Origin of the sequence: uncultured Cocleimonas sp. (assembly GCF_947495625.1) — a bacterium.
Lineage (GTDB): Bacteria > Pseudomonadota > Gammaproteobacteria > Thiotrichales > Thiotrichaceae > Cocleimonas.
On record NZ_CANLZW010000004.1, the window covers coordinates 118,970 to 142,601 of the forward strand.

15 protein-coding genes are annotated in these 23,632 nt (G+C 37.9%); 13 read left to right on the forward strand and 2 right to left on the reverse strand.

Going from position 1 to position 23,632, the window contains the following annotated elements:
* Positions 1 to 8 precede the first annotated feature (8 nt).
* The 7 genes from Q1A31_RS03675 to Q1A31_RS03705 all read left to right on the forward strand — a co-directional run bounded on the left by Q1A31_RS03675 (position 9) and on the right by Q1A31_RS03705 (position 9,692).
* Positions 9 to 1,334 carry a DUF3131 domain-containing protein gene (locus tag Q1A31_RS03675; protein ID WP_299872520.1) on the forward strand — a complete coding sequence of 442 codons (1,326 nt, stop codon included), beginning with the start codon at positions 9 to 11 and terminating at the stop codon, positions 1,332 to 1,334.
* 85 nt (positions 1,335 to 1,419) lie between these two features.
* On the forward strand, positions 1,420 to 3,060 hold the full coding sequence (gene pgi / locus Q1A31_RS03680) for a glucose-6-phosphate isomerase (protein WP_299872522.1): 1,641 nt from the start codon (positions 1,420 to 1,422) through the stop codon (positions 3,058 to 3,060).
* 46 nt (positions 3,061 to 3,106) lie between these two features.
* Entirely contained in the window at positions 3,107 to 5,911 is a 2,805-nt protein-coding gene (locus tag Q1A31_RS03685; RefSeq protein WP_299872525.1) for an ATP-binding protein, read from the forward strand.
* Positions 5,908 to 6,453, forward strand: coding sequence for a heme NO-binding domain-containing protein (locus tag Q1A31_RS03690; RefSeq protein WP_299872528.1), 546 nt, complete (start codon positions 5,908 to 5,910; stop codon positions 6,451 to 6,453). Before Q1A31_RS03685 ends, Q1A31_RS03690 begins: the two co-directional genes overlap by 4 nt.
* A 9-nt stretch (positions 6,454 to 6,462) precedes the next feature.
* Positions 6,463 to 8,193 (forward strand): ATP-binding protein, encoded by a 1,731-nt coding sequence (locus Q1A31_RS03695; RefSeq protein ID WP_299872531.1) that lies wholly within the window; start codon positions 6,463 to 6,465, stop codon positions 8,191 to 8,193.
* Between the two features lie 106 nt (positions 8,194 to 8,299).
* Entirely contained in the window at positions 8,300 to 9,310 is a 1,011-nt protein-coding gene (locus Q1A31_RS03700) for a pseudouridine synthase (RefSeq protein ID WP_299872533.1), read from the forward strand.
* Between the two features lie 55 nt (positions 9,311 to 9,365).
* Complete coding sequence (locus tag Q1A31_RS03705; RefSeq protein WP_299872536.1) at positions 9,366 to 9,692, forward strand: YkgJ family cysteine cluster protein; 327 nt, start codon at positions 9,366 to 9,368, stop codon at positions 9,690 to 9,692.
* A gap of 192 nt (positions 9,693 to 9,884) precedes the next feature.
* Here the strand turns inward: Q1A31_RS03705 and Q1A31_RS03710 are convergent, their stop codons facing one another.
* Positions 9,885 to 10,409, reverse strand: a complete 525-nt coding sequence (locus Q1A31_RS03710) for a porin family protein (RefSeq protein ID WP_299872538.1) — start codon at positions 10,407 to 10,409, stop codon at positions 9,885 to 9,887.
* A 338-nt stretch (positions 10,410 to 10,747) separates the two neighbouring features.
* On the reverse strand, positions 10,748 to 12,259 hold the full coding sequence (locus Q1A31_RS03715; protein WP_299872541.1) for a fumarate hydratase: 1,512 nt from the start codon (positions 12,257 to 12,259) through the stop codon (positions 10,748 to 10,750).
* 478 nt (positions 12,260 to 12,737) lie between these two features.
* On the opposite strand from Q1A31_RS03715, the gene Q1A31_RS03720 reads away from it, so the two are divergent.
* The 6 genes from Q1A31_RS03720 to Q1A31_RS03745 all read left to right on the forward strand — a co-directional run bounded on the left by Q1A31_RS03720 (position 12,738) and on the right by Q1A31_RS03745 (position 23,475).
* Positions 12,738 to 14,987, forward strand: coding sequence for an NADP-dependent isocitrate dehydrogenase (locus Q1A31_RS03720; RefSeq protein ID WP_299872544.1), 2,250 nt, complete (start codon positions 12,738 to 12,740; stop codon positions 14,985 to 14,987).
* A gap of 186 nt (positions 14,988 to 15,173) precedes the next feature.
* Positions 15,174 to 16,469 carry an efflux RND transporter periplasmic adaptor subunit gene (locus Q1A31_RS03725; protein WP_299872547.1) on the forward strand — a complete coding sequence of 432 codons (1,296 nt, stop codon included), beginning with the start codon at positions 15,174 to 15,176 and terminating at the stop codon, positions 16,467 to 16,469.
* Between the two features lie 4 nt (positions 16,470 to 16,473).
* On the forward strand, positions 16,474 to 19,518 hold the full coding sequence (locus Q1A31_RS03730; RefSeq protein WP_299872550.1) for an efflux RND transporter permease subunit: 3,045 nt from the start codon (positions 16,474 to 16,476) through the stop codon (positions 19,516 to 19,518).
* A 19-nt stretch (positions 19,519 to 19,537) separates the two neighbouring features.
* Complete coding sequence (locus tag Q1A31_RS03735) at positions 19,538 to 19,861, forward strand: potassium channel family protein (RefSeq protein WP_299872553.1); 324 nt, start codon at positions 19,538 to 19,540, stop codon at positions 19,859 to 19,861.
* Between the two features lie 429 nt (positions 19,862 to 20,290).
* On the forward strand, positions 20,291 to 22,795 hold the full coding sequence (locus tag Q1A31_RS03740; protein ID WP_299872555.1) for a sugar-binding protein: 2,505 nt from the start codon (positions 20,291 to 20,293) through the stop codon (positions 22,793 to 22,795).
* Between the two features lie 59 nt (positions 22,796 to 22,854).
* Entirely contained in the window at positions 22,855 to 23,475 is a 621-nt protein-coding gene (locus Q1A31_RS03745) for a hypothetical protein (RefSeq protein ID WP_299872557.1), read from the forward strand.
* The last annotated feature ends 157 nt before the right edge of the window (positions 23,476 to 23,632 follow it).

A 23,632-nucleotide genomic window follows, 5' to 3' on the forward strand; every position in this document is an offset into this window, starting at 1 on the left:
ATATAAAAATGAATAACAATAAAGTATTAGGGTTCAAAGAAAATTTAGTTAGAGCAAGAGCACATATCATTTTTATGTTGGCTTTAATCACAGCATTTTCCTTGGTGATATCATTATCAAATGCTTCTTTTGAAGATCGTGTAACGGCAAAATCTACGGTAAAGAATGTGATAGATATGAAATTACCTCCTCAAAGAAATTTAACAGAAGAAGAAAAAAAGTGGGCATTAATAGCCTGGAAATATTTCCAAAATAACACTATTGAATCTACTGGCTTAGCCAACTCTGCAAATGCCTATAAATCAACCACATTATGGGATAGTTCATCTTATCTGTTAGCCGTAATTTCTGCGAAAAGATTAGATATTATTGATCAACAAGAATTTACTAGTAGGGTTAATAAGTTTCTAGCAACTATGCTAGCCCTACCTTTATACGAAGATAAATTGCCTAACAAAGTATATAACACTGAAACTTTGAAAATGGTTGACTACAATAATAAAGCCACAGAAAAAGGACTGGGTTGGTCTGCAATAGATATTGGACGATTAATGGTTCCACTGAATATATTAGTCTGGAACTATCCTGAATTTACTACTCAAGTAAAAGCGATCACAAAACACTGGGATCTTAATTCTGCTGTTAATAAAGGTGACATGTATGGTGCTCTTAATGAAGATGGCAAAACAGCCTATCTTCAGGAAGGTCGCTTAGGGTATGAAGAATATGCCTCTAAATCATTTCAACTAATAGGTTTAGATGTTAGTAGTGCTATTGATTATACGTCCTGGCTAAAATTTATAAGTATCGAAGGGATTAATATACCTACCGATAGCAGAACACCTGAAAGATTTACCGCAAACAACTATGTGGTATCTGAGCCTTATATCCTTGATGGTATTGAATACGGATGGGACCAAATGTCACGTGAATTTGCAGGTCGTATTTATACTGTTCAAGAAGAAAGATATAAGAATACAGGCAAACTTACTGCAGTAAGTGAGGACAACATCGATCAAGCTCCCTACTTCGTATACAACACTGTATTTACCAATGGTAAAGAGTGGAACGCTATAACCGAAGATGGAACTGATGCAAGTGAATTTAAAACACTAAGTACAAAAGCAGCTTTCGGATGGCACATGTTATATGAAACTGATTACACCAAAAAACTGATCAAAGTTGCTAGTACACTAAATGATCCAAATCTAGGTTGGTATTCAGGACTTTACGATAAATCAGGTGAGCCAAATAAAGCGATTACAGCGAATACCAATGGAATAATTCTTGAAGCTTTGGCCTATAAACAAACAGGAATAATGCTGAAGCCTTAAAGTTATTCGTGTTAACAATACTTTAAACATCAGTCATCCAGAATTATTACAGAAATAGAATAATTATAATAAGGTCGTGATAGATATGTGTATTACAACAAATACAGCTTGGAAAAACCTACAACAACATGCACTTGAAATGTCAGAATTTCATTTGCGTGATGCTTTCGTTGCCGATTCTGAACGCTTTAAAAAATATTCTATCCACTTAGATGGCCTCCTGTTTGATTTTTCGAAGCAAAGAATAACCAATAAAACAATGGACTTACTTATTCAGCTAGCCAAGGATAGTGATTTAGAAAGCTGGCGCGATAAGTTATTCAATGGTGAGCGAATTAATCATACCGAAGATCGATCAGTGCTGCATACAGCGTTAAGAGATATGTCTCCAAATTCTATATTTGTTGATGGTGAAGACATAAAACCTGGAATAAATTCTGTACTAGAAAAAATGGAAGCATTTATTAACAAAGTGCACTCTGGTGAATGGCTAGGCTATACAGGAAAACCCATTGATACGATTGTTAATATTGGTATTGGAGGATCAGATTTAGGCCCGAAGATGCTATATGAAGCACTAAAGCCATATCATATACCTAAAATAAAAGTCTGTTTTGTATCGAACCTTGATGGTGCAGACCTAGCCAACCAATTCAATCAGATTGATCCAGAAACAACGTTGTTTACAATTGCTTCGAAAACATTCACCACTTTAGAAACCATGCAAAATGCAAATACTGCTCGAAACTGGTTTTTACGTCATACAGAAAATGAAAGTGACATCGCAAAGCATTTTGTAGCTATTTCGACCAATGCTAAAAGCGTTTCAGAGTTTGGTATCGATACCAATAATATGTTCGAATTCTGGGACTGGGTTGGAGGTCGTTATTCTCTATGGTCAGCAATAGGACTCCCACTTGCTTTAGGAATAGGTATGCATCATTTCAATGCGCTTCGTGAAGGTGCTTATGATATCGATACACATTTTAAAACCAGTCCGTTAGAAAGAAATATTCCAGTGATCATGGCTTTAGTCGGAATCTGGAACAGGAACTTTCTAGGTGCGGAAACTTTAGCGATACTACCTTATGATCATTTGTTAGCTGATCTACCTGACTTTCTCCAGCAATTAGGTATGGAAAGCAACGGTAAATCAGTCGATAGAGATGGCGAAGAAATAGACTATGCAACAGGAGCTGTCGTTTGGGGAGCAACTGGAAACAATGGTCAACACGCTTTCTTTCAGCTACTACATCAAAGCAAAACATTAGTGCCTTTGGATTTTATTGGAAGTGTTAACAGTGGTTATTCACTCGAGGGCCACCAACAAAAACTGTTCTCTAATATGGCTGCACAGGCTAAAGCATTAATGTGTGGAAAAACAGAGGAAGAAGTGACTCAAGAAGCTAAATCACAACATGATAAAGATATTGTTCCATATAGAGTATTCGACGGTAACGTTCCATCAAACATGATTCTATTTGATCATTTAACACCTCACAGCTTAGGGATGTTAATCGCAATGTATGAACATAAAGTTTTCGTTCAAGGTGTTATCTGGAACCTAAATTCGTTTGATCAATGGGGAGTAGAGCTTGGTAAAAAATTAGCAAACGAAATACTAGAAGATCTAGTAAGTAACCAAAGCTCAAGTAAGCATGACTCCTCAACCGAAGGATTAATGAATTACTTTAAATCCAGCTTTCTAGATAAACTAGCGTCTTAAGTGTATTTGATTTTAAAAAAGATAATAAAAAAAAGAATGAGAATTCATGTTTAATAAACTAACAAGGTCTGATGTTGTATATAGACATTCATTTGTCATTATATTAGCTTTTGTTTTGATCCTAGGTAGTGCGATTGTGCTTTCATATACCTATGAACAAACTAATGCGATGAATGAACGAATTGCTAAACTTGATGCTAAACAATTTTCAATATCAGTCTCAAAGTTCAGAAATTTTTACAGCGAAAAGATCGTACCTATTGCTAAGGATCATGGATTAAACATCACTCATGATTATGAAAATGCCAATTGGTCAATTCCCCTACCTGCAACATTTGCTAAAGATTTTGGTGAATATATATCTAGCGATGATGGATCTTACACCGTAAAGCTATACAGTGATTTACCCTTCCCCTGGAGGGAACAAAATACTTTAGATGAGTTTGAAAAACTCACACTGGAAAAAATAAAAAAGAACCCAGACTCACCTGTGACATCATTTGAGACGGTTAACGGCGTAAAAGTGCTCAGATATGCTCGTGGCGACATTATGGAAGAAAGTTGTGTTGCTTGTCACAACAGCTATCCTGGATCACCAAAAACTGACTGGAAAGTTGGTGATGTTAGGGGGATATTAGAAGTAATCAGGCCTATAAATACTGTAGAACTAAACTCCATAGGATTACTTAAAGAATCTTTTTTAATGATGTTAGCTATCATTTTATCTATGGTTGGGCTTATCTTTTTTGTACTCAGAAAATTGACTTTTTCTCTAGATTCAACCTATGAAGCTTACAAAAAAGAAGAAAAAACATCACAGCAGTTACATGCCAGTAGTGTAAAAATGTTGGCTATTGTCAATTCTGTAGAAGAAGTAATTATAGTCATAAATGATGATGGCATAATAACCGAGTGTAACAACTCGATAGAAAAAATATTTGGTTACACTGTAGAAGAAATAGTTGGTCAAAACGTCAGTATGCTAATGGTGGGCGAACACCATAAGCATCATGATAAATATATTAAGTCATATATACATAAAAACGAAGGTACGGTTATGGGACAAAACAGAGAATTTGTTGCCATACGTAAAAACGGAGAACAATTCCCAATAGAGCTTTTCGTAAATGACGCACGTATCGGAAATAAAGTTTTCTTTACTGGTAGTATCCGGGATATTACGCTTCGTAAGGAAGCTCAACTAGAAAAAGAAAAAGCACACAACGCTGCATTAGAATCTGCAGAATTGAAAAGTGAATTCCTGGCTAATATGAGTCACGAAATCCGTACTCCCATGAATGGAGTCATAGGAATGACCGAGTTACTGCTGTTATCTGAACTCGATGGAGAACAACAAGAACTTGCACATACCGTTAAAGATAGTGCAGATTCATTACTGACTATTATCAATGATATTTTAGACTTTTCTAAGATCGAAGCTGGCAAGTTAAAAATCCGTAATAAGAAGTTTCAGCTGTTAAATATGATCGAGGGTTCAATTGATTTACTATCAAAAGAAGCCAATAAAAAGCAGGTTGAACTGGCATTTTTCATTGATAAAAATGTTCCACTGGAAATAAATGGCGATGCAGGTAGATTGCGCCAAATATTAATCAATCTATTTAACAACGCGTTAAAATTTACAGAAGATGGCCAAATCATTTTATATGTTTCAATGAAAAATGATGAAACAATGTCTTTTTCAATCACCGATTCTGGAATAGGAATACCAAAAGAATCTTTAGCGACACTATTCGATAGTTTCTCTCAAGTTGATGGTTCCAGTTCAAGAGAGCATGGCGGAACAGGTTTAGGTCTTGCAATTTGTAAGCAACTGGTAGACTTAATGCATGGGAAAATGGGAGTAGAAAGTACACAAGGTGAAGGTTCTACCTTCTGGTTCACCATTAAAATTGATTCAACAAAATACAATAAAACCAAACCATTAATTAATTCGAATGCGCGGGTTTTAATGTGGAGCACATCAGAAACCTTAAATAGCTATTACAAACAGCAATTAACTCAATGGGGAATGAGCTCAAAGATTGTCAAAAACCTCAATAACTTAAAGAGTGAATTAGAGCAAAACAGCTACAATATGTTGGCGCTAGATGCCGATAATATTTTTATAGATTCAGAAAACCCAGAATCATTTTTTCCAATTATTGATAAACTGCGACAGAAATCCAATGCACTTTTTGTTCTATATGCCAGCCATAATCAATATCAGGAATTATTAAAACTTAATTTCGAAAAGAATATCGTTCTATTCAAAAAGCCCATTAAACATACAGCTATCAAAGCGTTAATGGAAAAGTTTGAAAGTAATGCAAAAACAGAAAGTAATACCAAAAATAATACTTCAAGCAATAGTAAAAACGAAACCAGGAAAGAAGCAAAATCGAATGGATTAGAAAAAGATAAGTTCCATATACTCTTAGCAGAAGATAACCTCGTAAACCAGAAAGTTGCAGTCAAAATGCTTACAACATTGGGATGTAAAATAACAGTTTCTAAAAATGGCGTAGAAGCATTAGAACAAGCAGATAATCACTTTTTTGATGCCATATTCATGGACTGTCAGATGCCAGAACTGGATGGCTATGAAGCAACTAGACTTATAAGAAAATTTCCTGTCGATCACTTTAATTATAATGTTCCAGTCATAGCATTTACAGCAAATGCCATGAAAGATGATCATAAGAAATGTGAACAAGCTGGAATGGATGACTATCTAAGTAAACCGGTTAGTATTGATAAACTTGAGATGGTTCTTATTAAATGGCTTGAGGGGATGACTGAACGTCAGGCTAAATATTTAAAACAAAAAATAATGAAGGATTTAGTATGAAAGGCATAGTATTTACAGAATTTTTAGAGATGGTTGAAGAAAAATTTTCACCAGACATGGCAGATAAAATCATTGATGCATCCAAAAATTTATCCACAGGTGGTGCTTACACAGCAGTATCAACTTATCATCATTCCGAGTTAATCGAATTGGTATCACACCTTAGTGAAGAAACCGATATTGATTTAGAATTATTAGTCCAAACATTTGGAATTTATTTATTTGGACGTTTTGTTGCGCTATACCCTAGCTTTTTTGATGAAAACAACACTACTTTTGGTTTCCTTCAATTGATAGAAAACCATGTACATATAGAAGTAAAGAAACTATATCCAGAAGCGGAACTACCCACTTTTGAGACAAATTTATTGGATGATAAACATCTTGAAATGATATACCAATCAAAACGTCCTTTTGCGCCACTTGCGGAAGGTTTAATGAATGGTTGTATGGAACATTATGGTGAAAAAATAGAAATCCAAAAAGAACAGCTATCCGACGATACGAATAAACACGTCAAATTTACATTAATTAAACAATAGATAAATATCATGAGTGAAGAACAAGTTAGATTACTCGAGCGAAGGTTAATTCGAGAAAAGTCAGCACGTAAACAAGCTGAAAGCTTGCTCGAATCTAAAAGTCTTGAACTTTACAATGCCAACTTACAATTAAAAGAAGTCGCTGAATCTCAAGAAGACAAAATACAAAAACGAACTCAGGAATTAAAAATAGCTAGAGACAAGGCAATCAAAGCTAGTAGCATTAAAAGTAATTTCTTAGCCACAATGAGTCATGAAATTAGAACCCCTATGAACGGCGTTATAGGTATGGCTCACTTGTTGTTAGATACAGACTTAAGTTCCAAACAAAGACGGCAAGCAAACGTTTTATTATCTTCTTCCGAATCTCTATTACAAATCATAAATGATATTCTTGATTTATCTAAACTGGAATCTGGCAAACTTCAGGTTCTAAAACAGTCCTTTGATTTAAGTATATTTTTAGATGATCTTTTAAATTCATTTGCCATAACCAGTAAACAAAAAAACATAGAACTCCTTAACTTAATCGATAACAGAATTCCAACCAAAATTACCGGTGATCCTCTACGCTTGCGTCAAGTACTAATAAACTTGTTAGGTAACGCATTTAAATTTACCGAAGAAGGACATATCGTTTTAAAGCTAGATTTAGAAACAAACGGTGCACCTCCACAATTGGTATTCACTATCCGTGATACAGGCATGGGTATTAGCAAGAAGAACCTCGCTAAATTATTTAAACCTTTCAGTCAAATTGAAAATTACAAAGAGAAACGCACTATCCAACAAGGTACAGGTTTAGGCTTATCAATCAGCCAAAAGCTGGCAGAATTAATGGGCGGTACTATTCATGTTAACAGCGAAGTGAATATAGGTTCGACCTTTACAGTAACCATACCTTTTACTCCAAACAAAAAACAGGTAGATCTAAACCCTAGTACCCCTCTGTTAGATAAGAACTTGATTTTTTATCAATCATTGAGATCAATAGCTACGATAGTAGAAAAACAGCTCAGTAATATCAGTAAGAATATCGAAAATACTGAATCTCTTAGTCTTTTTCTTGATCATGCATCAAAAAGTGATAACCAAGCAGACGTTTTCATTCTTGATTCGGAAAACCTGAATAAAAAAGAAATGACAGAGCTTCTTGATTATTTAACTAACAATAATATTAGGCACGATAAATGGATATTTATCCAAAGTATAAAGGATAAAAATGATGAACTAGAGTCATATTGTGAAAAACATCAAGTAAATACGGTAATAAAACCAACCTGCCAGTTCACACTATATGAAACTATTAAATCATTAAGTATCGATCAAAAAGGAAATATAGCCCCTAAAAAAGAAGCCATTGTGGATTACACTGATAAAAATTTACTATTGGTTGAAGACAATAAAGTAAACCAAATGGTTGCGAAAGCGCTTTTAAAGAAAATAGGCTTAGTCGTTACAGTAGCGAACGATGGATTAGAGGCATTAGAAGCCTATCAGAAAGATTCTTTTGATATAATTTTAATGGATATCAATATGCCAAATATGAGTGGTATTGAAGCCACTCAGGAATTACACAAAATGATGGGGGATAAAGCGTCTAAGACACCGATTATTGCATTAACGGCGAATGTCATGGAGGGTGCTGAAGAAGAATATCGTTCTTATGGTATGAATGGCTATTTATCTAAACCTATTGAAATAGATAAACTCCACGCCGAGCTTAATAAGTGGTTATAGAATAAGTTTTCTTTGGTGCTCATAAATTTAAAAACAGTTAATAAATACCAGATAATTAATTGATAACGAATTAACGAGTTAAAGCCTGAGCAAAAAAGTAAAAAGAATGTTTAAATATGCTCAAATGAAAGACAGACATCACAAGACTAATACTCGTGTAAAAACCCCCAAACATTCCGTTAAATCTCCACTACCCATGAGGCACGGCGTATCGGCAAGTAGAGTCTGGTTACCCAAAGCGGGTGACTCTAAAAATGGGACAGAAAAACATGGCGAATGGAATACTATTCTAGAATTTTTGATTGAAAGATTTCCGTTTATACCTGAAGACATATTGCGTGATCGAATGACACGAGGTGATATTGTTAATCAGGATGGCACAGTTTTTAATCCTGAGAGTAAGTACCAAGCCGAAACGTTTTTGTTTTATTACCGGGAAATCCCTAACGAATCCAAAATACCTTTCAAAGAAAAGATTCTTTATAAAGATGAAAATATTATTGTTGTTGATAAACCGCACTTCTTGCCTGTCTCTCCCTCAGGACGTTATGTGCGCGAGAGTTTGCTCGCACGACTCAAACATCATTATCAGCTAGAAGAAATCAGCCCTATACATCGATTAGACCGGGAAACAGCCGGCGTGATGCTTTACAGTTGTAATAAAGATATTCGAGGTGACTACCAAAGTCTGTTTCAAAAGAAACAAGTGGTTAAAACTTACGAGGCCATTGCATCAAAACCTACTGCTGATTCAGGATTAACGTTTCCTCTCAACTACAAAAGTCGAATAGTGAATGGTGATCCGTTTTTTGTGATGCGCGAAGAAGATGGAGAACCCAATTCTGAAACATTTATTGATCTCATTAAAATTGAAGGAGAACTGGCTAAATACCGCTTAAGCCCAGTCACTGGCAAGCAACATCAACTTCGTGTGCATTTAATGTCTTTAGGTATTCCAATTTTAAATGACCCTTTTTACCCTGTTGTGTTACCGGATAAAGGCGATGATTATTCTCAGCCACTACAATTATTAGCAAAGAATATTTCATTTGTAGACCCTATTACGAATGAAAAACGATTTTTTGAAAGTGAACAAAAATTAGCATTCTGTCATTAAAATAATTCATAAAGTACTAGAACAATAAAAAAGCAGACGCTAAAATCCGCCCCCAATGAATAAAAAACTTAAACGCACTATCACTTCTTTCCTTCCTGTTGAGGAGGGTAGAACTGGTTCGTGTAATAATTGTGGGGCTTGCTGTCACTTACCCTATCGTTGTGTTTTCCTAAAAACAGCAGAAGACGAAAAAGAATACTGTTCCATTTATACAGTACGCCCACCAAATTGCCGAAAATTTCCACGAACAGCAGAAGAACATCAGTTAGTTCAAGATACCTGTGGCTTTGAGTTTACTAGCAGCAGTGAAAGTAATAAAAATGGAAGTATCGGAAGTATTGCTGGCATCAACATCATCAGTGAAGATAAAAACAAAAAGTAAGTCACCCCCCTACTTTTAATGAGTTTTTAGCGACTTGCTAACCTTTTTGCTTAACACCTATAAGTTAGTTTCTAAAATATAAAGAATATATACAAAAAGGCCCTATCAGTTGATAGAACCTTTTTTTGTAACACTTTTTATAACGCTAGTTGTTAAAATAAAAATAACTTACAAACAAATAGCTATCGATATTTAAAACGTTTCTACGGTAACACCCGCATTATAACTATCAAAATATTCATCTGATTGTTCATGTCTCTGGTATTCCACGCGCACATCAATATTTTCTGTAACGTTGTAATAACCACCAACACCAAAGAATGGATTTGTCTCTTCAACTTTTGCTCGTAATGTATTTGACGAAGCTTTTGTTTTTATTCTTTCTGCACCAACACGTCCGTAAAGACCTGCTCGTGGGCTGAGTGGCACATAGGCCACAGCCGAGAATTGAATCGCAGAAGCTTTAAATTCAGCATCAATTCCGTTTTGATTAACTGTTTTATCGCCGTAATCGGTATAACCCAATTCTAGAGAAACTCGTTTGCCTTCTCCTATGTATTTACCGACAGCAACATTATAGCCAGCTTCATCGAAATCATCTTCATATTCTGCGTGTAAGCTATTAGCAGCGACATAGAAGCCATTAGCATTTGCTGACGATGATATGCCCAGTGCGAGAACCACTGGCAGTGTAATACTCAAAATTGTTTTATTCATATTCAATCCATTGATAATGATAGTGTGATGACTATATCAAGTGCAGAATTAGGTACAAAGAATTAGCACAAGATAAAACCAAAGAATGTTAGCTAACGCGGTTGTAGAATTAAACGAACCGATTAAACATTTCTATTAAGATACTATCAGACTCTATATAGAGTTAGATGATCAAATATGTAGCAATTTCAACTATTTGGGTGATTTTTAAACAGTAGGGGAATATTAAGTCACCCCCCTACTTTAAGTCACTATTTACAATCTAATCAAACAAAGCAAAAAAACAAATACAAAGACAAAGACAGGATCTTTATCAAGTTAATAGTGCCAGGTGTGATTTAAGCCTTTTTATTAAGAATGATCTCTTGCCATTCAGCCGGTCCGGTTTGATGTACCGACACACCCTTAGAATCTACTGCTACCGTTACTGGCATATCTTTGACTTCAAACTCATAGATAGCTTCCATGCCCATTTCTTCGAATGCCAGTACTTTTGATCCGATAATAGCTTTAGATACCAGATACGCAGCACCACCAACAGCCATCAAATACACGCTTTTATGTTTCTTAATAGCTTCGATACCAGCGGGTCCACGTTCCGCTTTTCCGATCATTCCAAGTAAACCTGTTTCAGCCAGCATTTGCTCGGTGAATTTATCCATACGTGTAGATGTTGTAGGGCCAGCAGGACCTACCACTTCATCGCGAACAGGATCAACAGGTCCAACGTAATAAATGAATCTGTCTTTTAAACTCACCGGAAGTTCTTCTCCAGCATCTAACATACTAGTCATACGCTTATGCGCAGCATCACGACCCGTTAGAATTTTACCGTTGAGCAATAACACGTCGCCTGGTTTCCAACTTTGTACTTCTTCACGCGTAATCGCATCGATATCAACACGTTTAGCTGACTCACCCGCTTCATAACTGATATCAGGCCAGACGCTACTGTCTGGAGGCGTTAATACCGCAGGACCAGAGCCATCAAGCGTGAAATGTATATGACGTGTCGCTGCACAGTTAGGAATCATACACACAGGCAATGAAGCCGCGTGTGTTGGATAATCCAGAATCTTGACATCAAGCACTGTTGTCAATCCACCCAAACCTTGTGCACCAATACCGAGATTATTAACCGCATCCATAATCTCAATACGCAGTTCTTCAACTCTATTTTGTGGGCCACGATCACGTAATTCCTGGATATCAATTTCCTGCATTAATGATCTTTTTGCCAGCACAGCTGCTTTTTCTGCAGTACCACCCACACCAATGCCTAAAACACCCGGTGGACACCAGCCAGAACCCATTGTTGGAACCGTTTTAACTACCCAATCAAGCAACGAATCACTTGGGTTGAGCATTACCATTTTAGATTTATTTTCTGATCCGCCACCTTTAGCAGCTACCTGAACATCTATCTTGTCACCCTTCACCATATTCAGGTGAACGACGGCAGGCGTATTGTCTTTGGTATTGGTTCTAGCGCCTAATGGATCAGCCATAATAGAAGCGCGTAATTTATTATCAGGATTGTTATAGGCCTGACGCGTTCCTTCATTAACCATTTCCTGAATATCCATTGAAGTGGTATCCCACTTCACATCCATTCCCACATCTACAAAAACAGCCACAATGCCGGTATCCTGACAAATAGGTCGATGACCTTCAGCACACATACGTGAATTCACCAAAATCTGAGTTAATGCATCTTTAGCTGCAGGAGATTCTTCTTTTTCCCATGCATTAGTCATAGCACGGATAAAATCTTCGCCATGGTAGTAAGAAATAAATTGCAATGCATCGGCAATACTAGAAATAAAGTCAGCTTGTTTAATTATAGTCATGGGATCTTATTGGGTTGTTTTAGTTAATAAATATTGGTCAAAATTCGATAGGATAACGCTTAATATCTAACAAATAACTATAGCACTTGAATTATTTCCTACACTCATAAAAAATGAATAGTGAAAATAAACCCAACTAGCTAAAAATTCTAAAACCAATAAAAAGATGATTTATAAATTTCGTAAAGTCACCCCCCTACTTATAGAGGCTTTTTTATAATAAATAATAGAGATTAAACAATTTGTCAGTGATGAATCTATGATCTTAAATCAGCATAGAAAAATATTGTTCAAATACCTTAAATTCTAATAGCTCGATATAGCTAGGTTTTAAAACAATTCATTTTACAAATAACGCTCTTTCAAAAAAATCTCATGGCACTCAATTAGTTAAATCTATAGTAAGTTTTCTTGAGCTTATTTCAAAAGTGTTTTATACAGTCGCCACATATTAATTTATAAAAAGTAGGATTTTTGCATGACTGATAAACAATCGACCATTATTTATACGCATACTGATGAAGCACCCGCTTTAGCAACTCGTTCTTTATTACCTATTGTTCAGGCTTTTGCTGCAAAAGCAGATATCAATGTTGAGACACGCGATATCTCATTAGCGGGAAGAATTATTTCTAACTTTGCAGAGTACTTGTCAGAAGATCAGCGTATTGATGATGCACTGCAAGAATTAGGTGAACTGACTCAAAGCCCAGATGCGAATATTATAAAACTTCCTAACATCAGCGCTTCTATTCCACAGTTAAAAAAAGTAATTGCAGAACTACAGGCCAAAGGTTATGCCATTCCTGAATTTCCGGACGACCCACAAACGGATGAAGAACAAGAAATTCGTACCAAATTCAGCAAGGTTTTAGGAAGTGCGGTAAACCCTGTGCTTCGTGAAGGTAATTCAGATCGTCGTGCACCAGCATCCGTTAAACAATATGCACGAAATAATCCACACAAGATGGGCGCCTGGAGTCAGGCATCACGTTCTCACGTAGCACATATGCGTGGTGGTGATTTCTACTCAAGTGAAAAATCTACAGTGATGGAAGAAGACTGTAATTTCAGCATTGAGTTTGAAGACAAGGCAACAGGTGAGAAGAAATTATTAAAAACACCTGCACCTTTACTAAAAGGTGAAGTGATCGATGCCATGTTCATGAGTAGCAAAGCACTTCGAGCGTTTTTTGAAGAACAAATGAATGATGCTAAAGAGACAGACATACTATTCTCGTTGCATGTAAAAGCGACAATGATGAAAGTTTCTCACCCTATTGTATTTGGCCATGCTGTTACCGTTTTCTACAAACGCTTGTTCGATAAGTGGGGAGAAGTGTTTGAAGAGGTGGGGGTTAATCCAAACAACGGTTTGGGTAATGTCTATGCCAAGATTCAAAATCTCCCTCAATCTAAGCGTGCAGAAATTGAAGCGGATATTCGTGCCTGTTACATAAACCGTCCAGAAATAGCGATGGTTGATTCTGATCGTGGCATCTCAAACTTACACGTACCCAGCGATGTGATTGTTGATGCTTCTATGCCTGCGATGATTCGCAGCTCTGGCAAGATGTGGGGAGCTGACGGCAAACTTAAAGACACTAAAGCCGTAATTCCAGAAAGTACCTATGCGACGATTTATCAGGAAGTGATTAACTTCTGTAAAACGAACGGTGCATTTGATCCAACGACCATGGGTTCTGTCCCTAATGTGGGTTTAATGGCACAAAAAGCTGAAGAATACGGTTCTCATGACAAAACCTTTGAACTAGAGGCTGATGGTATCGTTCGCGTTATTGGTGACAATGGTGAAGTATTCCTGGAGCATAATGTTGAGAAAGGCGATATCTGGAGAATGTGTCAGACCAAAGATGCACCTATCAGAGATTGGGTAAAGCTTGCCGTTAAACGTGCGCGTATTACAGGTGACACTACGGTGTTCTGGTTAGATCACAAACGTGAACACGATATGCAGTTAATCAAAAAAGTTAAACTGTATCTTAAAGATCACGATACAGAAGGTCTTGATATCAAAATCATGCCTCCTGTAACCGCTATCCGTTACACCATGGAACGCTTGATCGAAGGTAAGGACACGATCTCTGTAACAGGTAATGTGTTACGTGATTACCTGACTGACCTATTTCCTATTTTAGAATTAGGCACTAGCGCAAAAATGCTATCTGTGGTTCCACTAATGCAAGGTGGTGGAATGTTCGAAACGGGCGCAGGCGGATCAGCACCGAAACACGTTCAGCAGTTCAACGAAGAAAACTATTTACGTTGGGATTCATTAGGTGAGTTCCTGGCATTAGCTGAATCGCTTGAACACATGTCTGAATCTACAGATAATTCTAAAGCCCATGTACTGGCTGAAGCATTAGACAAAGCTACGGGTGAATTACTCAACAACAATAAATCACCACAACGTAAAGTAGGCTTGTTAGATAATCGTGGCAGTCACTTCTATCTTGCCTTGTATTGGGCTAAGGCACTTGCAGAACAAGACGCGGATGCTGAGTTAAAAGCACAGTTTACTGAGTTGGCGAACAAACTTGTTAGCGATGAAGAAAAAATCGTAACTGAACTAAACAGTGTTCAAGCTAAAGCAGTGGATATCGGTGGTTACTACTTCCCGGATGAAGATAAAGCGGTTGCCGAGATGCGCCCTAGCGCAACCTTCAATGCATTACTTTCTTCTCTTAGCCAAGTTAAGTTAAGTTAAGTTAAGAATATTCCATAAAAACTATCCCATTACCTATCTGACTATTCAGTCAGATAGGTCTAATAAATTCTAATGTATATCTTTTAAGTCACCCCCCTACTTTTAAGCACTTTTTACCAAGCCTATATATTTCTCCTATAATCATGAAATATTAAAACAAAACAATTTTCTACCAAAGGATTTCTAATGAATTACAGGCTTTCAAAAAAGTTACATCAACGCATAATCCTATTGATCACACTTAGTTTTAGTTTGTTTGTCAGTGCATGTAATGGCGGTGACAATAAAAAACCAGAAGCCAAAGCTGCAGTGGTTAGACCGGTAAAAACAATCACGGTTAAACCCGCCAGTAATTCAATAAAGAAAACTTATTCTGCAGTGGTTTTGGCCACTCAACAAGTCGATCTTTCTTTTAGGGTATCAGGTAAATTGCAACAGTTACCGATAAAAAATGGAATGGAAGTTAAGAAAGGTGATGTCATTGCGCAACTTGATAAACGTGACTTTCAATCCAAAATCACTCAACTTAAAAGCCAGATAAATCAAGCCAATGCTCAGATGAAAGCAATGAAAGCAGGCGCAAGACCTGAAGATGTTGCCTCATTAAATTCAGCGGTAACAGCGGCTCAGGCAGAATTGAATCAAGCTCAAATTCAATTTAACCGTACCGCAGAGTTGGTTAAAAAGCAGGTAATTGCAAGAAATGAGCTGGACAAAGACCGGAGCGCCTTAACCGTTGCAAAAGCTAATTTAAACAGCAAAAAGCAAGAATTACGCAAAGGTAAAACTGGCGGTAGAAAAGAAGATGTTTCTGCACAGGTTGCTGTCATTCAAGGCTTGCAATCGCAACTTAAAAATCTTGAAGATACTTTGGCTGATGCCACTTTACGCGCACCTTTTGACGGCAGAATTTCATCGCGTCAAGTTGAAAATTTTGCCAACGTTCAAGCAAAAGAGTCTATCGCAACCATCCAGAAAACCTCTTCTGAAATTGATATTGTTTTTAATATCCCTGCGCCTGATATCGTGATACTTGTTCCTATTAAAGATCAATTGAAATCGACTGTTGTGTTAGATAGTTTTCCAGGAAAAGAGTTTCCGGCAGAACAGCGCGAATTTTCTAGCGAAGCAGATTCAGCTACACAAACCTACCAGGGGCGTGTTGCTATCAAGAACTCTAAAGGCGAGCCAATACTTCCAGGTATGACCGGTAATTTAATTGTAACGGGTAATAGCGGTAACAGTGATAAATACTCATTACCAGTAGCAGCAATAGCTTCCCTACCTTCAGGAAATCCATTTGTTTGGGTAGTTGATGATGCCAATAAAGTGTCAAAACGTGATATCACTATAGGCGAAGCTACAGGAGCGAATGTAGCAGTTTCTAAGGGCATCAAAACCGGAGATGTGGTTGTCACTGCGGGGATATCCGCTTTACAAGATGGAATGCAAGTAAAACCAATCACCGCTGTTGGAGAATAATCGCATGAATCTTGCAAAGTTTGCGATTGAAAAACGCGTAGTCAGTGCTTTATTAACACTGCTTATTTTATTTGGCGGATATCTGGCTTATACCTTATTGCCACGTTTTGAAGATCCTGAGTTTATCGTTAGACAGGTCAAAATAATCACGCCTTATCAGGGTGCGAGTGCAACAGAAGTCGCTGACGAAGTGACCGATGTTGTAGAAAATGCGGTACAACAATTACAAGGTGTGAAAGAAGTAAAGTCAGTTTCTTCGATAGGTCTTTCAGAAGTCACTCTTGAATTTACCATTTCATCAACTAAAACCCGTCCTCAGTTAAATCAGAAATTCTCACAACTGCGGGCGAAAATATCTGATATCACCAATCAACTACCTCCGGGTTCTTCACCCCCAATCGTTTATGACGATTTCGGTGATGTGTATGCGCTTTATTTTGCTATTACTGGTGATGGCTATTCGCTAGCTGAAATAAAGACCTATGCAAAATCTCTACAAAAGGAATTAGTATTGGTACCGGGGGTTTCTAAAGTATTGATAGCAGGTGACCCCACAGAAGTCATTTATGTTGAATATAATCCATCCAAACTTGCTCAGTTAGGTTTCTCATCTGGGCAAGTAGCGCAATTACTCGAAGGGCAAAATCTTGTCACTTCTGCCGGTAGTGTCGATGCAGGTAACACCCGTTTAACAATTCGCCCTAGTTCTGCAGTTTCATCGCTAGCAAATATCGAAGAACTCGTGATTGTAAATGCGCAAAGTGGACGCAGCTTTCGCTTAAAAGATATTGCTACTGTTAAACGTGGGGTTAAAGAACCAGAGTCAAAACTGTTATATCGAGACGGCAAACCAGCAATTGGTATAGGCATTTCGAATACCATCGGCGGTAACGTTGTAAATATGGGTGATGCTGTTAATGCCCGTATAGCGGCACTCGAAAGCCAAAGACCTTTAGGTATGCAGTTGTCTGTCATTTCTGATCAATCCGTTTCGGTACGGACTTCTGTGAATGATTTTGTCGTCAATGTGATGTTAGCTTTAGCGATCGTTGTTGGTACTTTACTGATATTTATGGGCTTGCGTAGTGGTCTGTTAATGGGTGGCATCTTGCTCGTTACTGTTGCGGGAACGCTGATCGGCATGTACTTCTATGGATTGAATTTACAACGTATTTCCTTAGGCGCACTGATTATTGCATTAGGTATGCTGGTGGATAATGCCATTGTGGTAGTTGATGGCACCCTGGTCAGAATTAAAAAAGGTGAATCTCCCAAAGAAGCTTCTATCGCCGTCGTTGAACAAACTAAATGGCCATTATTAGGCGGAACTGTTGTTGGCTTCCTCGCCTTTTCAGCGATCGGATTTTCACCAGATAACACCGGTGAATACGCTGGTTCGCTATTCTGGACGATTACCATATCACTGCTATTTAGTTGGTTGATCGCGATTTGGCTAACACCGTATTTTTGTACGTTATTCTTAAAAGCTGAAGCTGCTTCAACCAAAGTTAAGAAAGAGCATTTTATCCTGTCCGGTTATCGCAAAATCCTGACTGGTTTTCTACGTTTTCGCTGGGTAACACTGGGCTTGGTTCTTGCTCTTTTCGCTGCCGCAGTCGTTAGTTTTGGACAGGTAAAACAAGGCTTTTTTCCGACATCTACGCGTGCACAATTTGTTATTGATTACACGCTTCCTCAAGGTACAACCTTTAATAAAACCAATTCTGACTTGAATGAAGTAAGTGATTGGGTACGTAAATTAGAAGGAGTTACAGGCACAAATAGAGTCGTCGGTGGCGGCCATTTACGCTTTATGCTTACCTACTCTGCTGAAAGTGGTAATGCCGCTTATGGTCAACTTTTAGTTGATGTGGAAGATTATCAACAGATAACAGACTTATTGCCTAAAATCCAAACACACCTTGATTCGACCTACCCCAATGCAATCTCTAAAGTTTGGAAGTTTGTACTTGGCCCTGGTGGAGGCAGTTTAATTCAAGCCCGTTTTACGGGTAAAGATCCGGTAGTTTTACGAGAACTCGCCGAACAAACCAAGTCCATCTATAGCAAACAGGGTGCGATAAGTGTTAAAGATGATTGGCGTGAAATGGTTAAAGTTATCAGGCCAAAAATTAATGAGCAGAATGCACGACGTGTGGGTCTCTCACAATCGGATATATCTAAAGCTATCGATGAGTTTTTTAATGGCACAACGGTTGGACTTTATCGTGAAGCTGATGAATTGCGCTCAATTGTATTTAGACCAAATGCCGAGAACCGCAAAGATGTGAAAAATATTCGTGATATCGAAATATTTAGTCAATCATCAGGACGTTATATCCCTATCACGCAAGTGGTAGATGATTTTGGCGTGGTCTTTGAAAATGCCAAGTTACAACGTTATAACCGTTCTCTAGCGATTATGGCAGAAGCTGACCCAGCGCCCGATGTTGATGTTAGTGAAGTATTTGCAAAGATTAAACCTGAAGTAGAAGCGCTGAATTTACCTGATGGATATAAACTTGAGTGGCGAGGTCAATATGGCGATGGAAATGATGCAAATGCAGGCTTAGCGTCGACGTTCCCTTATGGTTTTGGCGCGATGATAATCGTGGTCTTTTTATTATTTAATGCCATTAAACAGCCCATTATCATTTATTTAACGGTTCCATTGGCAATCATTGGTGTTGTATTTGGACTGATCGCTTTAAGGACGCCAATGGAGTTCATGGCAATCCTTGGAATGTTAAGTCTTACAGGCATGCTGATAAAAAATGCCATCGTGCTGATTGATCAAACCGACTCAGAAATAGCCGATGGTAAAGCCCGGATGGCTGCAGTCATAGATGCGGCTGTATCTCGTGTACGCCCCGTAAGTTTAGGTGTGTTGACCACGGTATTAGGGGTTGTTCCTTTACTATCAGATCCTTTCTTTAGAAGCCTGGCTGTGGTGATTATTTGCGGCCTAAGCTTTGCAACGATTTTAACACTGATTATTGTCCCGACTTTATATGCGATTTTCTTTGGGGTTAAAAAGGATGAAGTCTAGCCTGATCAAGGAATGAGTTATGGATCTAACATTTGCCTTTCTTTATAAGTTTTTTTGGGCGGTAGTCCTGACCTTTCCGACGCTAATACTATTCTCAATAGTGATTGCTGTCTTGGGCTTAGTGGTTGGAAAGAAGGAAGGCTGGACTAACTTTGATGCGATCTACTGGGCTTTTATTACCGCCTTAACCGTTGGTTATGGCGATTTAAGACCGACTAAAAAGTCATCACGAATTTTTGCTCTGCTTATTTCAGTGATAGGAATCATGTTATTCGGTATTGTAGTTGCAATAACCGTCAATACCTTTGGAAGTTCGTTACAGGAACAGCTAGCGTCGAAATAAGTATTTTGTTATTTAGATGAGGTCACCCCCCTACTTTAACAAGCTTTTTTACTTAACTATTTCAGACAAATACCAAATTAATGTCAAAACTTTAAAATACCAATAGCAAACCCATAGTAAACCAATATTAAGTACTCTCATCTGACAGTTAACTTGAACTAAAGTAGCCTTAAGTCAGACAAAGCATTACATAAATTAGCTATTTTTTTCACCATCTATTAGCAGGCTTAGTAATAGCAGGTGGGACAACTATTTTAACCAGTTATGATTTTCTAAGCGATTGATACTTACGTATAAATATTCATTAAGTATCTCTATTTGTAATCTGCTATTGTTACCAGCTTTTTGTAGCTTGCCAGCTTAACCAAGCTACATTTAATCGACTGTTTTATTTAATCAGCTATCCACTTTAATCAACTTAGAGTTTTAATGAAATTGAGTACCATAACATTTGTTTTTATCGCCTTATTGTCGCTAACCCCTTTTGCGGCTTATCTCTATAAAAACCTTGAACCTGAAAAAGTCTCAGCGCAATCCGTTTTCACGCCTGCTGCAATCAAAAATGGAACAAGCGACACTACAAAAAATAAAACAGCAGAAGGTAATACTCAATCATCTGTTGAGATAACAAAAATAGCTGATGATAAAAACACAGCGTCTAAGCCAAAAAAAGTTTCTATTGACGTTAAATACCCACCTGCTGTTAATAAGACTTCACCATTAGGCATTAACACCAATGAAATTTATGAGCAGGATGCCAGTATTCCCTTTGTTGATTTATTCAGAGTATCAATGCCGTTTCATGAAAATATTCGTTGCCGAAAGAAGGATCAGCCTTGCTTAACATCGGCAAAAGTAGAATACGATAAACAAGGCTGGCCGAAGAAACTCAATGGTGGAAAAGCCGGTGTATTCTTCATACGTAACGTCAGCCGCGAAGCTTATCCAGAGGGTAATTATACCGTGCTCTATGACGGTGAAGGCAAAATCGAGTACCTACAGAATGTCGAAGTCGTGAAACGTGAAAAAGGCGAAGATACCATTCAACTCACCGCGCGCGCTGATGGATTCATGACGGCTGCATTACAAATTGTAGAATCAAACCCTGAAAAACCCTTACGCAATATTCGTATTCTGTTACCGGGTGGTATTTGTCAGGGCAAACCGTTTGAGCAGGTTGCAGACTCTATTTTCTGTAAAGATTCAAAATACCTAAGCTTTAAAGATCATTACAAAACAATTCTGTTTAACCCTGATTATCTAAACTTTATGAAAGACTTTAATGTCATTCGTTTTATGCCCATGTCTGGCGTGACGCGTAATCCTGCAGTTACCTGGGATCAACGTCCTAAAATGGATAATGCAACCTGGGGCGGCATATATGGATCACGTGGTGCACCGTTAGAAGTTCAGGTTGAATTAGCTAATCGACTCAAGGCAAACCCATGGTTAAATGTGCCACATGCTGCTGATGATAATTATATTAAGCAGTTCGCTAGCTATGTGCATGAGAATCTAGACCCAAAGTTAACACCCTATATTGAATACACCAATGAAGCGTGGAATTCGAATTTCGTGCACAACGAATACATGCAGAAAATGGGCATCAAGGAAAAACTCGATCAAGATGCATTAATGGCTGGTTATAAATACTATTCCAAGCGCTCTGTTGAATTTTTTGAAATCTGGGAGAAGATCTATGGTGGTCACGAGAAATTTGTCAGAGTCATCAGTGGTTGGGATACCCGCCCTGATATTAGCGGCATTATTCTGGCCTACAAAGATACTTACAAGTCTGTTGATGCTTTGGCAATCGCGCCTTATATCGGTGGCAATACGCGTGGTTTTAGAGAGTCTGAGACAGTTGATGATATTTTCCATCTACTTACCGATGAGAAATCGTATCGCTCTTTAAATAAAGTCATCGATGAAATCAAAAAACATGAAAAACTGGCGAATGATTTTGGTGTGAGTCTGGTTGCTTATGAAGGTGGTCAAGGTCTAGTAGATTGGGCCACCAGAGATTATATGCAACACCCTAACCCACTATTTTTTGGAGCAAATCGTGATCCCCGTATGGCGGATTTATACGCCACTATTTATAAAGAATGGCGTGAACTTGGGGCAGACTTATTTGTGGCATTTAGTGCGCCTAGAAGTTGTAATGCGTCTGGTTGCTGGGGATTAAAAGAACATATCCGCAAAGATCTAAAAGAATCTCCGAAACATCAAGCTAGTCTCGACTTTATCAACACCAATGATAAGTGGTGGAAGTGGGATGAGATTAAAGCTGCGAAGAAGCCTAGCAGCAAAGAAGTAGCAAAATACCTACCGAAAACTGATCCGGATAAACCTCGAATAGTGATTCGCCCTGCTAAAGGTGATCCAAAGCATTTCTTCCGTCTGGAGAATCCACAAGCACTTAATATCTTACTGGAAGGTGATTCGTGGGATAAACGCGATATATCGGGTAAATGGCAAGTCAAATGGGATAAAGACTATTTGTATTTCAGTGCAAAAGTTTACGACAAAGAAGCGAAGAATGATTCTAAAAAACCTGAAGATGATGACTCTGTAGAATTCTTCATAGACCCGAATAATAGTCGTAGCAAAACCCTAGACAAATCCAACGATTTCCATTTTATATTTGCTCGAAATGGCAAAAAAGCAACCTTTGGAAGTGGCACTTCAAAAAACCAGAAATTAGATATTCCATTTGATGTAGAAGAGAAATATGATGGCTACGAAATCCACGCCAAGATCAAATGGAAAGATCTGGGTGTAACACCTGCTGTTAAAAATAAACTCGGCATGGATGTCGTCATTAATGACGATGATGACGGCGGAAAAAGTGATGCACGATTAGGCTGGAACACTAGAAATAGTCACCCTGTACCTAGTGATTACGGGATGATTTTAATGAGTGGCAGGTAGTCTTTTATTAGTATGATCTAATGTAAAGGCACCCCCCACCTTTGGGGCGTTTTTTTACATTGAATATATTAACTGTCTTCGATTCTTTCGAACAATTTATACCCACCATTATCTTCTGGGCTTCGTTTACCCTAAGCGCTGGCCCTTTCTGGATAACCGTGATGAGTTCGGCAAAGCATACGCCGATATCTGAATTATTCCGTCATTTCCTGATCTATCAATTATTAGGCTGGTTCCCGATCATCATGGTGATCGGTGCAATCGTAACAACCATTGGAAAATTAAATGAGGCCATCTACACAAGTCTCTATTTCATTGGTGCAGCGGTCATTTTCTACCTTGCGTATAAAACCTATCAAAGCACAATAAGCAGCAAAGCCAGTTTTAAATTTAATTGGAAAGCGATGATAGTGCTTTCGTGGACCAATCCAAAAGTCTGGCTGACTGTCCCTACCGGTGTATTGACCGCCAACTACACAGACAATAATAGCCTGAATATTTTAATTATGTTTATTGTTGGTATCCCGCTTTACTATATCGGCTTCTTTATGTGGGCATATATGGGGAAATTTGGTGCGAAAATAGCCAAAGATAAATTCAATATTTTCAATGCCTTATTATTGTTTATCTATGGCGCTTATCTTCTTTATGAAGGTGTATTGGCTGTAAAAGCGGCGTAGAGACAAACATTGAGGATTTATAATAGATAATAGTCACCCCCCTACTTTAACGTGGTTTTTCTCTTATGAATAATGAAACCACGCCCTTCGGGTCGTCGTTATACTCCAACGTTTTCTCACTCTGTTCGGCTAGGCACTTTTTCGATTATTTAAAACA

Bases quoted from the DNA above. Each gene is read 5' to 3' on its own strand.
- Q1A31_RS03675 (WP_299872520.1), top strand. From the start codon at position 9: ATGAATAACAATAAAGTATTAGGGTTCAAAGAAAATTTAGTTAGAGCA.
- pgi (WP_299872522.1), top strand. From the start codon at position 1,420: ATGTGTATTACAACAAATACAGCTTGGAAAAACCTACAACAACATGCA.
- Q1A31_RS03685 (WP_299872525.1), top strand. From the start codon at position 3,107: ATGTTTAATAAACTAACAAGGTCTGATGTTGTATATAGACATTCATTT.
- Q1A31_RS03690 (WP_299872528.1), top strand. From the start codon at position 5,908: ATGAAAGGCATAGTATTTACAGAATTTTTAGAGATGGTTGAAGAAAAA.
- Q1A31_RS03695 (WP_299872531.1), top strand. From the start codon at position 6,463: ATGAGTGAAGAACAAGTTAGATTACTCGAGCGAAGGTTAATTCGAGAA.
- Q1A31_RS03700 (WP_299872533.1), top strand. From the start codon at position 8,300: ATGTTTAAATATGCTCAAATGAAAGACAGACATCACAAGACTAATACT.
- Q1A31_RS03705 (WP_299872536.1), top strand. From the start codon at position 9,366: ATGAATAAAAAACTTAAACGCACTATCACTTCTTTCCTTCCTGTTGAG.
- Q1A31_RS03710 (WP_299872538.1), bottom strand. From the start codon at position 10,409: ATGAATAAAACAATTTTGAGTATTACACTGCCAGTGGTTCTCGCACTG.
- Q1A31_RS03715 (WP_299872541.1), bottom strand. From the start codon at position 12,259: ATGACTATAATTAAACAAGCTGACTTTATTTCTAGTATTGCCGATGCA.
- Q1A31_RS03720 (WP_299872544.1), top strand. From the start codon at position 12,738: ATGACTGATAAACAATCGACCATTATTTATACGCATACTGATGAAGCA.
- Q1A31_RS03725 (WP_299872547.1), top strand. From the start codon at position 15,174: ATGAATTACAGGCTTTCAAAAAAGTTACATCAACGCATAATCCTATTG.
- Q1A31_RS03730 (WP_299872550.1), top strand. From the start codon at position 16,474: ATGAATCTTGCAAAGTTTGCGATTGAAAAACGCGTAGTCAGTGCTTTA.
- Q1A31_RS03735 (WP_299872553.1), top strand. From the start codon at position 19,538: ATGGATCTAACATTTGCCTTTCTTTATAAGTTTTTTTGGGCGGTAGTC.
- Q1A31_RS03740 (WP_299872555.1), top strand. From the start codon at position 20,291: ATGAAATTGAGTACCATAACATTTGTTTTTATCGCCTTATTGTCGCTA.